The following is a 13,129-nucleotide window of genomic DNA, read 5'->3' on the forward strand; positions in this document are numbered from 1 at the left end:
CCTGAATATAGTAATAAAGGAAAGGAGCATGGCCGAATATGCAAGATTTTAAAACAAAAGTAAACGAATATATTGATGAATTGCACATGCAAATGCAGCGCAGACAACGAGAAGATGGCGCTTTTGTCTTCTGCTTTGAAGGGCCAATGATGACAAATGCTTTTTTGATTATGCTGTTAAAGGCGGTCGGTGATTCGGATCAGGCTTTGGTTCATCAATTGGCAGAAGCTATACGTGAAAAGCAAAATGAGGATGGTTCTTTTTCTTTGTATCATGATCAGGCGGGACATGTAACCGCGACTGTGCAAGGCTACTGCGGGATGCTCGTGTCAGGCAGGTATCAACAAGATGAGCCGCATATGGAAAAAGCAGCACATTTTATTCGATCAAATGGCGGCTTGAAGAATGTTCATTTTATGACAAAGTGGATGCTTGCTGTCAATGGCATGCACCCTTGGCCATACTTCTATGCACCACTTTCATTTTTACTCATCCCTACATATTTCCCGCTTCACTTCTATCATCTTAGTGCATATGCAAGAATTCATTTTGTCCCAATGATGATTGCACTCAACAAACGATATGCCTCTCATGAACAGTTTCCAAGCTTAGCACATCTCGATGCAAACATGTCTAAAAATCCTTTTGACTGGTTTATGGCAAGAGAAGAACGTTCCACTCACCACTTTCTAGCATACATGCGGTCGTATACTGCACTCGACAGCCGGCTCGACTTTTTCGGGTATGAGGCAGCGAAGCGGTATATGTTTGAACGCCTTGAAAAAGATGGCACGCTTTATAGCTATTTAAGTGCCAGTATTTTTATGGTCTATGCACTCATGAGTCTTGGATACTCTCCGGGACATCATCTCATTTTAAAAGCAGTCAAAGGGATGAAACAGCTAGTCACTGACTGTCGGGGCAGGAAATATGCTGAGAATTCTACATCCACTGTTTGGGATACAGCGCTTGTCAGTTATGCTTCTCAGCGAGCAGGCAGAACACAAGATGATCCAGTGATCAAAAAGTCTTTTACGTACTTACTGAACCGGCAGCAAATGAAGAAAGCAGATTGGGCGATCCATAACCGGCATGCGGCTCCGGGAGGCTTTGGTTTTTCAGATTTAAACACAAATAACCCAGATTGTGATGATACGCAAATTGTGTTAAAAGCCATTCCTCAAACTTACGCTCCCGTTCAGTGGAAACGAGGATTTGATTGGCTTCTTTCCATGCAAAACCGGGATGGCGGCTTTTCAGCTTTTGAAAAAAATCAAAATCACTTCTTGCTTCGTCATCTCCCGCTCGAATCTGCTGAGGATGCGGCCATTGATCCTTCTACGCCTGATATTACAGGTCGTGTGCTCCATCTTATTGCTCTTGAAGAGAATAGCATGTCACCACTCATGCAAAGGCAAAAAGATCATTGTGTGAAATGGCTGCTTGATCATCAAGAGAAAAACGGATCATGGTTCGGAAGATGGGGCGTTTGCTATATTTATGGTACTTGGGCTGCGTTAACAGGACTAAAGGCTGCTGGCATCTCCTCATCGCATTCTGCTGTTCAAAAAGCATGTCGATTTTTAAAAACAATTCAATTAGAAGATGGCAGCTTCGGAGAATCGTGTAAAAGTGCAGAGGTTAAAAGGTACGTCCCCCTTCCATTTGGGACAGTGGTTCAAACGGCTTGGGCTGCTGAGGCACTTTTACAATATGTGCAGCCAGATGACAAAGTGATTTTAAAAGCCATCTCATTTTTGATTCAACATCAGCACTCGAGTGAAGCCTTGCACTATCCAGTAGGTATTGGTCTTCCAAAGCAATTTTACATCACCTATCATAGCTATCCATTTGTCTTTCCAATGATGGCTTGTTCCACATTTTTAGAAGAAATGAGGCGTAAAAATGAATAAGGAAGAATATCGCATGCAGCTTAAAGATTGGCTTAGCTTCATTCAAGGTGCAGTTCAAGATGACAACACCCGTCAGAAAGCAGAACATTTATCGTTCATCATGAATGATGAACATTCCAGTGAAGAAGAGTGGTACGAATTGGCTGAAAGTATTGCAGAGGATATAATTCCACAAGATGCAATGCGAGATGTGGCAGTTGGCGGCCATCAATTACCCCCTCTCCCTTACCGGTATGATGCACTAGAACCGTTTATTTCAAAAGAGGTGATGTATTTGCATCACCAGAAGCATCATCAATCATATGTTGATGGTCTGAACCAAGCTGAGCTTGCCTTAAAAAGAGCAAGAAGAACCAATGATTTTAAAATGATCAAGCATTGGGAACGGGAGCTAGCCTTCAATGGTGCGGGACACTATTTACATTGCATTTTTTGGTTTTCTATGAGTCCTTCAGGCAAACGAAAGCCCACTGGTCAAATGCTTCGTCTTATTGAACAATCGTTTGAAAGCTATGATGCATTCAAATCCCAATTTTCAGCTGCAGCCAAACAAGTTGAAGGTGTCGGATGGGCCATTCTCGTATGGGCACCAAGATCTCAGCGATTAGAGATTTTACAAGCAGAACGCCATCAATTTTTATCACAATGGGATGTGATTCCTCTTCTAGCTCTTGACGTATGGGAGCACGCCTACTATCTGCAATATCTGAATGAAAAAGCGACATATGTAGATCGCTGGTGGAATGTCGTTGACTGGCGTGAGCCAGAAGCACGCCTTAAGCAAGCTCAGCAAGTGAAATGGACCCCTTTTTAAAAACGCTACTCCATGTAGGCATTTGCTTATATGGAGTAATTATAGTTTACATAATATTATTATCACCACTAAAAGAATGGGTTGTTTTTTCAGAAAATTCATTTAAAATAGAAAAGATATGTATAGAAAGAGAGCTGAAGCAATGAATGAAGATTTTATTAACCATTAGTCACTTTGCAGGAAGAACCTTTGCAATTTGGGTCATTTTATTTGCGTGTCTTGGATTTGCCTTTCCTGCCGAATTTTCTAAGATTGGACCTTATATTCCTTTTTTACTCGGTATTATTATGTTTGGGATGGGGCTTACCCTGTCTGCTGAAGATTTTAAAGAGCTGTTTCGAAAACCTCTCTATGTGCTGATTGGGGTTCTGGCGCAGTACACACTCATGCCGCTTATCGCCTTTCTATTAGCTTACGGATTACAGCTTCCTTCTGAAATTGCAGTAGGCGTTATTCTTGTGGGCTGCTGCCCAGGCGGCACAGCATCCAATGTGATGACCTTTTTGGCGAAAGGAAATACGGCATTATCTGTAGCCGTCACCACCATATCGACCCTTCTTGCTCCATTTTTAACACCTGTCTTTATTTTACTCTTTGCAAGATCATGGTTACCTGTATCGCCAGAAGCGCTATTTTTGTCAATTGTACAAGTTGTGTTGATCCCAATTATCTTAGGTGTCATCGTTAAATTGTTTTTCAAAAAACAAGTGACCTATGCAGTTCAAGCATTGCCGCTTGTATCTGTCACCGGAATTGTAGTGATCATTGCAGCGGTTGTCAGTGCAAATAAAGAGCAGATTCTTCAATCTGGGCTGCTAATATTGGCCGTTGTGATCTTACATAATGGACTTGGTCTTTTATTTGGTTACCTTATCGCAAAGTGGTGCAAAATGGATATCCCTTCTCGAAGAGCCATCTCGATTGAAGTAGGCATGCAAAACTCTGGACTTGGTGCAGCTCTAGCGACAGCACACTTCTCGCCACTTGCAGCCGTACCAAGTGCCATTTTTAGTGTGTGGCATAATTTATCTGGTTCCTGGCTTGCGACGTATTGGTCAAAGAGAGGAAATACTGAAAATGAAAAGAAAAAAAGCTAGCACCTTTAATGGGTGCTAGCTTTTCAAATTGAAGATTATCCTTCAAGTAATAGCTGCTCTGGATCTTCAAGTAAGTTTTTAATCGTGACAAGGAATCCAACTGCTTCTTTACCATCGACAATCCGGTGGTCGTAAGAAAGAGCTAAATACATCATCGGACGGTTCTCAAAACGTTCTTCATCAATTGCCACAGGTCGAAGCTGAATTTTGTGCATCCCTAAAATTCCAACTTGAGGGCTGTTTAAAATTGGTGTTGAAAGCAGTGAACCGAATGTTCCGCCGTTTGTGATCGTGAATGATCCACCTTGCAGCTCATTTAGAGACAATTTGTTATCTCGTGCTTTTTTCGCAAGATGACCAATTTCCTTTTCAATCCCTGCAAACGACAATCTGTCTGCATCACGGACAACCGGTACGACAAGTCCTTCGTTAGCAGCAACAGCGATGCCGATGTCATAGAATTTCTTCAAGATGAGCTCATCACCTTGAATTTCTGCGTTAAGCAGCGGATATTTCTTCAGTGCTGCTACAACTGCTTTTGTGAAGAAAGACATGAAGCCAAGCTTTACATCATTTTGTTCAAGGAAGGCATCTTTACGGCGTTTTCTTAAGTCCATCACAGCCGTCATATCTACTTCATTAAATGTCGTCAGCATTGCAGCCGTTTGCTGAACCTCAACTAAACGTTTTGCAATCGTTTGTCTGCGGCGCGACATTCTCTCACGTTCAATTGGCTTTCCTGGTTGTTCATTTTGCACCGCAGCATTTGCTTTTGGCGCGGCTTTTGGTGCACTTGCAGGTGCTTCATTCTTTTGATAAGAAGCGACATCCTGCTTTCGTACCCTGCCCAGCGGATCTACGGTTGGAATTTCAGATAAGTCTAGTCCCTTCTCTCTCGCTAGTTTTCTAGCTGCAGGAGAAGCGATGGTTCTGCCATTACCAGATTTCGGCTCTTCTTTCACTGCTTCTTCTTTTTGAGCAGCTGCCGGTTCTTCTTTCGAAGCTGGTGCAGACTCTTGCTCAGGTGCTGGAGCTGCGGACTCGCTTCCGCCAGCTTCACCCGCTGCAATTGTTCCGATGACTTCTCCAACTTGTACAGTGTCACCAGAATCCTTCAGCACTTCTTTCAGTACACCAGATTCTTCTGCTGTCAGTTCGACATTGACTTTATCTGTTTCAAGTTCTAACAGGTATTCTCCCTGCTCCACATAATCGCCTGGCTGCTTTAGCCATTGAGCTATCGTTCCTTCCGAGATCGATTCCGCTAATTCAGGTACTTTAATTTCCGCCATTTTTCATTTCCCCCTTAGTTTTTGCGAGTCAAGCTATCAGATACAATTCGTTCTTGTTCTTTTTTATGCACAGTTGGATCACCCTCAGCCGTACTTGAACGTCTTCTTCGACCGATGTAACGTACTTTTACTTTTTCAGACGCAATTTCACGTAAATATGGCTCAATGTATCCCCAAGCCCCCATATTTTGTGGTTCTTCTTGCGCCCATACGATTTCTTCTAAGTTTGTTAGTTTTGATAAAATCGCTTTAATATCTTTGGCTGGGAATGGATATAGTTGTTCGACTCTCGCAATGTGAAGCCAATCTTTCGGCTCTTCCATTTGAGTAAAACGATCACTAATATCGATTGATACCTTCCCGCTAGATAGCACGAGTCGCGATACTTTTTCGTGATCATGCACAAGGCCTGGTTGTTCAAGAACTGGTTGGAACTGTCCATCCGTTAATTCCTGGACTTCAGACAATGTGTTCGGGTTACGAAGCAGACTCTTCGGTGTCATGATGACAAGCGGACGAATCTCTTCACGAAGCAGCATTTTCGCCTGTCTTCTAAGAATGTGGAAGTATTGCGCTGCACTTGTGAGGTTCGCCACTGTCCAGTTATTCTCAGCAGCTGATTGCAGGAATCGCTCTGTTCTTCCACTTGAATGCTCAGGACCTTGTCCTTCATATCCATGAGGCAAGAGCATCACTAGACCTGATTTTTGTCCCCATTTTGCGCGTCCAGCTGAAATAAATTGATCGAAATACACTTGAGCCGCATTTGCGAAGTCTCCAAATTGAGCCTCCCAAATGACTAACGTTTCAGGAGAATAGACATTATAACCATATTCAAACCCGATGACTGAGCCCTCTGACAGTGGACTATTATGAACAGTAAATGATGCGTTTGCATCACTCAGCTCATGAAGAGCAATAAATTCATCTCCAGTTTGACTGTCGTGAAGAACAAGGTTTCTTTGAGCAAAAGTACCTCGCTCTGAATCCTGTCCGGTCATTCGAATTGGCGTACCGTCTTTTAATATAGATGCAAATGCAAGTGCTTCCCCAAGTGACCATTCTACTTTACGGTCATCTGTAAACACTTTTGCACGTTTTTCAAGGATCCGTTTAAGCTTACCAAATACTTGGAAATCGTCCGGCCAGCTGATCAATTCTTCATTCAGCTTTCGTAATACATCAAACTCTACGGATGTATCCACTGCTGGGAAGCCATTTGATACTGGTTCTGGCAGTTCAATTTCTTGAATCGTATGCTCTTTCTTTGAAGGCACCTTTTGATAGGCCTCTTCTATTCTCGTCGCTACAGCCTGCTCGATTTCTTCACGCTGCTCTTTCGTTAGAAGACCTTCTGTGACAAGTTTATCTGCAAAGATATTCTTGACCGTTTTGTGCTTTCTGACTGCATCGTACAGCATCGGCTGAGTCGTAGAAGGCTCATCCATTTCGTTATGACCGTATCTGCGGTAACCGATCAAGTCAATTAAGAAATCCTTCTTAAAGCGTTTGCGGTATTCTACAGCTAATTGAACAGCCGCTAAACATGCTTCTGGATCATCTGCATTGACGTGAACAATTGGAATCTCAAACCCTTTTGCAAGGTCACTTGCATATTTCGTTGAACGAGATTCATTGCTTTCCGTCGTAAATCCGATCATATTGTTTGCAATGATATGGATTGTTCCGCCCACTTGATAGCCTACAAGTTGACTTAAATTTAATGTTTCTGCCACAATTCCTTCCCCAGGAAATGCCGCATCACCATGAATTAAGATGGCTAATGCCTTTTCAACGTCTTGTACTGGATAGCCCTTTTGAGTACGTAATTCCTGAGCAGCACGTGTGCTTCCTTCAATGATTGGATCAATGAATTCCAAGTGACTTGGGTTATTAGCAAGCGTGACTCTCGCACTCTTTGTATCTTCGTCTTTAATTTGACGATCTGCTCCAAGATGGTACTTTACATCACCTGTCCACCCGTAGCTGATGCCAATAGAGCCTTCTGATGGAACAAGCTCTTTATTTGGCGCATGCTGGAATTCTGAGAAAATAATCTCATATGGTTTTCCTAACACATGTGCTAATACATTTAAACGGCCTCTGTGTGCCATTCCAATGTTAATATTTGAAGTCCCTTGTGTAACAGACTCTGAAATAATTTCATCAAGTACTGGGACAAGTGCGTCTAATCCTTCTATTGAGAAGCGCTTTTGCCCAACAAATGTTTTATGAAGAAACTGTTCGAACTGCTCAACTTCTGTTAATCTCTTGAATACAGAAACTAGTTTATCGGCTGGTTTTTTCTTAAATAGTTCACCAGACTCGATTGATTTTGAGAGCCAGTTCCGTTCTTCGAAATCATGTACGTGATCAAACTCAAATGAAATGGTACGCTTATACGTATTTCTCAAATGGTTAATGGCTTCTATGCCGTTTGAAATGTGTTTTGGTGCGTCAGGACTAATAATAGATATTGGAATATTCTTGACGTCTTCTTCTGTTAAACCGTATTCCTTTAAAGGAAACAGCTCTTGTAATTCCTTTTCTTTGCGAAGAGGATTGACGGAAGCATTTAAATGGCCATACGTTCTGATGTCTTCTGCCAGTTTAACGACTGATGCTATCTTTTGGATTTGTTCAGAAGTAACTACGCTATTTTCTTTTTTCCCAATTTCCTCCTTCATTTCACTCGGTGGTGCACCAAGTTCATCAAATATGCCTCTTAGATCTTCATCAACACTAGTAGGATCCTGGACATACTGATCGTAGAGCTCGAGCACATAGCCGAGGTTCGGACCATGAAATTCTTCCCAACTCAACGGTTGTTTCACATCATTTTGAAACATTTTGAACACTACCCCCAACTTTGATCATCAAGTGATTGAACACTATCTCGATATAACTTCCAGAACACAATGACCAAATTTATGTAATAAAACGCTTCCAATAATATTCTACCACTGTTTCGGATTACTTTCTACATTCTTTGTTCAATTAAAGATAAAAAATTCACAGAAAAACAAAAAATTTAAATCATTCCGAAAAATATTTTGAAGAAAGGGGCAAAACCTTATGCCCCAATGCTTTTATGCAGTAATTTCTTCAGTAACGGATATAAAACATCTGGCAATGTATCGACATCTGGTACAAAAATGCTGAACTTGCCATACATATCTTGAATGGTTTTCATCTGTGCTTCTTCGATCGGTGAATTGGATAAAAACACATTGATTACTTCAATGCCTTTTTTCCTCGCCTCAAGAACTGCTTCATGTGTATCGACGATCCCATTTTGTTCGTAGCTGAATGCAGCTGGCTCTCCATCAGAAAAAACAATGAGAAACTTTTGCTCTTCTCTTCGTTTTAATATCATTTTTGTCATTTGGCGAATCGCATAGCCATCCCGGTTATCCTCTTCTGGCTCAAGAGACATAATGGAAGGACCTGCATCAAATAAAGAATCTTTGAACGACACGACTGTGTTGAAATAGTTCGGCTGACTTGTTTCTGATGCGTCGTTTGTATCTTCCCAAAACCCCACAATTTGATGCGGGACTTGAACGGACTTTAAGGCTTCATGGAATAGAACAATGCCTTTTTTCGTCTCGTCCATCTTGTCAAACATGCTGGCAGAACAATCCACTAATAAAGTGAAAACAGCGTCAATCTCCGAAGAAGGTGCCTGTTTTTTATAGAAAAGACGCGGATTCGACTCTGTAAAATAACGAATGAGTTTTTTACTCAGACGTCCTGCATGAAGATCCGTTTTTGGCCATGTTTTTTTATGTTCGAGCGTTTTTTGAATCATCTGTTTTAACCGTTTCTGATACGGCTCAATCTCCTTGGCGTGCTGCTTGTATACATTGATTTGTTCTGGCGCGGGAGGATCTGGTGAAATCATGACTGGAAACGCATATTTGTTCTCTTTTCCATTCTCATGAGCATCCGCTCCGCTTTCCTCGCCTTCAGCCTCTTCCAGCGCCTCAAGCTTTGAATAATCTTTTCGGTGAGTCTGCTTGGCAGAGCCTTGGACAGTGCCAAGTGCTTGATCTCCGTCATCGCCTTCTCTTGCTGCATCCTTCCCGAGATCACTTTTCCCGCCGTGCTCTAAATCAAATTGAAGGAAGCTTTTTGACGGCGCTTCTGTTTCTCGATGCCACACTTCCATATACTCTTGGTGGATGTCTTCATCGCCCTCTTTTTCCCGGTCGACTTTGATGTCCTCGCTTAATTTAGGTTTTCTTTTTAAGTCATGAAACAGCGGTTCTTTTGCCGCTTTTTCATAGTCCAATTCCGGGAAGAAAAAGTATGTATTCAGCATATCTTTATCAAGAAGCTCATCAAAGCCTTCCATTAATTCTTTGACGATGACTGCGATATCTCCGGTTGAACGCGCTTCATATACACGCTCAAGACTTGATTCAATAAATGGAATCATTGGGTTGATCCGCTCGTGAAGAGGCGGAATTTCTTCTAGCGGTGAATCCGCTGTCAGCTTCACATACATTGCACAATAGAGTGCATCCGTTAAAATGCTCCGCTCTTGGTTAATCGTTAATTGCGTCTTAAAATGACGCCGGTATAGCTCTCTTCTTCGTTTAAATACCTTTTTTGTTCCTGGGCGGTCACGTTTAATCCGCTCTTCAATCCGGATATCTTCAAAGAGCATAAACAATTGTTTACACAGGTCAGGAATGGACATTGTATGAGCATAGCGAATGATTTCCTGAAAGACAGTCAGATCACTATAAACGGTTCCTACTGCACGGAGGAATACATCACTTTTCAGTCCGGCTGTCATGTCTTCTTGTTTACGGTCATCCCAAAAATGGCTGATGAAAATTTTCTTTTCAAAAGGATCATAGTAGGACTGCACTCCGTATTCAAGCTCGACATCATCACTTTTTGCTAACGTTTTGGCTAAATCCGTTAATTCCATAAATAAAAATGAATCGATTCTGCTGTCATTAAATTTGATGAATTTCAAAACTCAGAACCTCACTCGAATAATGTTTGGGCAATATTTCTTACCGCTGCTTTTTCCCGGTCATCTTCTAGCTTTTCAACAATCCCTCGTTCAACTGCACGAAGCGGCGGGATGTATTGCGCAAGATCACATGTGTCTAGAAGGGCGCGAATGGATGCTGCTTCTTCACTCACCTGCCCGTTGTGTGCCTGTGTAATGAGGTCTGATGAGAGCTGCACGAATTGATCGATTAAACGTTCATCCTTTAATACAGATTGAGATTGCAGTACATCCTTTAAGATGCCGCCGCCGATATATGGAACGTCAATGACAACAAATCGGTTTTTTAATGCTTCATTTAGAGGCACTGTGCCGACATAGCCTTCGTTGATTGCCGCTATCACGCCAAAGCCTTCATCTGCTCGAACGACCTCTCCTGTAAATGGATTTGTCATCATTTTTCTGTAGTCGAGTACACCGTTTAAAATAGGCAGAGTTTCTGGCTTTGCCATGTTGATTTCATCAATATATAAAAGATGGCCTTTTTTCATTGCTTTCGTTACAGGTCCTTCAATAAATTCAATAGAAGCAACTTGACCATCATTGTGAATGGTTTTATAGCCAATCAAGCTTTCTGCATCAAGATCAACCGAGCAGTTCACACTGTGCATCGGCTGCTGAAAGAAAGCAGATAAAGTTTCTGCTAATTTTGTTTTACCTGAACCAGTCGGCCCTTTTAAAAGAACGTTTTTGCCGAGTGCTAGTGCAATCATCGCATCTTGTATGATAGACGTGTCCTGTGATTCATAGCCGCCTGTCCCAATAAGCGGACGGAATTCTTCTTCTAGTCCTTTTGCTTTTGCTTCAATCATTGCTTGAATTTCTTCTGGGAGTAATTGTTCGTTAAACATGTATGATTAATTCCTCTCTTCGATCATTTTCCTCACCAAGTATACTAAAAAAACCTTTATGCACTCAATACATAAAGGCTAGACATCTGTTATTTTACCATTTCTTTTGTGATCGCTCCGCATGCGATGCGTTTCCCTGAGTTTCCAGAAGGGTTGCTTAAGTAATCATCTGCTTCTGCATGAATGATAAAGCTACGCCCATTTTGATCGATTAATTGGTTCGATCCTCCCTTTAACGTCACATCTGGTACATTCACGACAACATCAATTTGTCCATCTGCCCCAACTTCTAAATTAGGCATATCTCCAGCATGATGACCCTTTGGGTTATCAAAGCCATGCTCCCGGTGTGTTGGATTAAAGTGAGCCCCTGCCGTTTCAAAACCTGGCGCTTCACATCTTCCTGTTTCGTGAATATGGAAGCCATGAGGACCTGGCGGCAGATTTTTCGCTTTCACATGTAAATCCAGCCCGTTTTCTGAGGAGTCTCTTACTTCGATGCTCCCTATTTTTTGCCCGTTTTCATTGATGAGTGACGTGGTAACTGGTGCTTGCTTAGGTGCTGCAACTTCAATGGTTTCTTCTGTCGTTTCTTTTTTCGGCGGTGCATGACAAGCTGTTGCAACAAAGACCAGACACATCATGATCAACCACACTGACTTTTTCATATGATTGCCCCCTTTTAATATCAGTATGGACAACCTGATCAATGGGCAAACAAAAAAAGCCGAAAATCGGCTTTTTTAGAAGAAACGTTTTGCACCTAAATAGGCTTTTTTCCAATATGGATTGCTTAAGTTTGAGATCCCCACTCCGTTGTCACTTGCGTGAAGGAAATCTCCTCCGCCAAGGTATAGTCCCATATGAGATGGACCCGCTTTGTACGTTGTGAAATAAACAAAATCGCCAACTTGAGGTGTGCTCACAGGTGTCATCATACTCCAGTAGCCTGCAGTGCTTAATCTCGATACAGACGAAACCTTGTTAATGAGATAATAAACAAAGCCGCTGCAGTCAAATCCAGATGGTGTATTGCCGCCCCATCTGTAAGGAATGCCTGTCAGCTTTTTACCTTCTTGAATCATCGTCGTGATTTTTGCATTCATTGGCACATCGGGTTTGTTATTGTTGACCGGCTTTGTCGAGCCGTTAGACGTAGAACCATTCGACCCAGTTGAGCCTGAAGCTGCACCATTAATTTTGAGAACTTGTCCAATTCTAAGCACATCGCTTTTTAAGCTGTTGGCTGTACGGATGGACTGAACTTGCACTTTAAATTGATTCGCAATTTTCCATAAAGAATCGCCTGATTTTACAGTATAAGATGTTGCTTTCCCGCTTGAAGACTGGTTACTGTTTGAATTGCTTGGTTTAGTAGGTTTCGGCTGACTTGGTTTTGATGCAGCCGTCCCTTTTACTTTCAATACTTGATTCGGATAAATCATATCAGATTTTAATCCGTTCAATGTTTTGATTTCACCAATCGACATATTGAGCGAATTCGCAATTTTCCAAAGAGAATCCCCTAATTTGACCTTGTATGTACTTGATGATGATGAACTATTTGAGTTCGTTGTCTTATTGTTTGAGCTGGTATTTGAAGAGGAGTTTGATGACTGGCTCCCGCTTGTCTTCGTGCTTCCAGATACCTTTAGCTTTTGTCCAGGACGAATTAAGTCACTGTTTAAGCTGTTTAGACTTTTTAAGCTTGCCACTGACATTTTATGATTTTTCGCAATGAGCCATAAAGAATCTCCAAGCTTTACTGTGTAGCTTGATGTCGTTGAAGCATTTGATTTCGTTGCTTTTGAACCAGTTGACGAACTGGATTTTTTGCTTTTTGCGCCAGGAATTTTCAAGCTTTGTCCTGCAAAAATCATCGTCGTTTTTAGTTGATTAAGAGATTGAAGCTCCGAAATACTTGTATTGTACTGTTCGGCAATCTTCCAAAGTGAGTCACCGCTTTTCACCTTGATCGTCTGTGCTTCTGCCGGTGCAGCAAACACAGCTGAGCCAGCGATCGCTGAAACTGTGAGGCCGGTTACTACTTTTTTCTTCATAGATAAATCTCCGCCTTTCATGATTTCATTCAACAAGACTTATGTACTAGTTTTAAGTTTAGCATTTAACGAC

General features: G+C 41.9%; 9 protein-coding genes. 3 read left to right on the forward strand and 6 right to left on the reverse strand.

All coding sequences use genetic code 11. The features are described 5' to 3' along the window. The first annotated feature begins 38 nt into the window (after positions 1–38). The 3 genes from MHH41_RS09475 to MHH41_RS09485 all read left to right on the forward strand — a co-directional run bounded on the left by MHH41_RS09475 (position 39) and on the right by MHH41_RS09485 (position 3,824). Positions 39–1,913 carry a terpene cyclase/mutase family protein gene (locus tag MHH41_RS09475; protein WP_340866239.1) on the forward strand — a complete coding sequence of 625 codons (1,875 nt, stop codon included), beginning with the start codon at positions 39–41 and terminating at the stop codon, positions 1,911–1,913. Then, the gene (locus MHH41_RS09480) at positions 1,906–2,727 is read left to right on the forward strand and encodes a superoxide dismutase (RefSeq protein WP_251190415.1); all 822 of its coding nucleotides are present in this window, start codon (positions 1,906–1,908) and stop codon (positions 2,725–2,727) included. The genes MHH41_RS09475 and MHH41_RS09480 overlap by 8 nt, the downstream gene beginning before the upstream one ends. A 146-nt stretch (positions 2,728–2,873) precedes the next feature. Then, positions 2,874–3,824, forward strand: a complete 951-nt coding sequence (locus MHH41_RS09485; protein ID WP_050943923.1) for a bile acid:sodium symporter family protein — start codon at positions 2,874–2,876, stop codon at positions 3,822–3,824. 35 nt (positions 3,825–3,859) lie between these two features. On the opposite strand, the gene odhB is transcribed toward MHH41_RS09485, so the two are convergent. From odhB to MHH41_RS09515, 6 genes are all read right to left on the reverse strand, one after another. After that, complete coding sequence (odhB, locus tag MHH41_RS09490; protein WP_268458255.1) at positions 3,860–5,116, reverse strand: 2-oxoglutarate dehydrogenase complex dihydrolipoyllysine-residue succinyltransferase; 1,257 nt, start codon at positions 5,114–5,116, stop codon at positions 3,860–3,862. A gap of 14 nt (positions 5,117–5,130) precedes the next feature. After that, entirely contained in the window at positions 5,131–7,965 is a 2,835-nt protein-coding gene (sucA, locus tag MHH41_RS09495; RefSeq protein ID WP_003215743.1) for a 2-oxoglutarate dehydrogenase E1 component, read from the reverse strand. A 224-nt stretch (positions 7,966–8,189) separates the two neighbouring features. Then, positions 8,190–10,106 (reverse strand): vWA domain-containing protein, encoded by a 1,917-nt coding sequence (locus MHH41_RS09500; protein WP_050943922.1) that lies wholly within the window; start codon positions 10,104–10,106, stop codon positions 8,190–8,192. 11 nt (positions 10,107–10,117) lie between these two features. Next, positions 10,118–10,996, reverse strand: coding sequence for an ATP-binding protein (locus MHH41_RS09505; RefSeq protein WP_050943921.1), 879 nt, complete (start codon positions 10,994–10,996; stop codon positions 10,118–10,120). A gap of 89 nt (positions 10,997–11,085) precedes the next feature. Then, complete coding sequence (locus MHH41_RS09510; RefSeq protein ID WP_050943920.1) at positions 11,086–11,664, reverse strand: superoxide dismutase family protein; 579 nt, start codon at positions 11,662–11,664, stop codon at positions 11,086–11,088. A gap of 75 nt (positions 11,665–11,739) precedes the next feature. Then, a complete protein-coding gene (locus MHH41_RS09515; protein ID WP_340866242.1) occupies positions 11,740–13,056 on the reverse strand; it encodes a C40 family peptidase in 1,317 nt (438 codons plus the stop codon). Between the last annotated feature and the right edge of the window lie 73 nt (positions 13,057–13,129).

It is taken from the genome of Bacillus sp. FSL K6-1145 (assembly GCF_038003425.1).
Classification (GTDB): Bacteria; Bacillota; Bacilli; order Bacillales; family Bacillaceae; genus Bacillus; species Bacillus pumilus.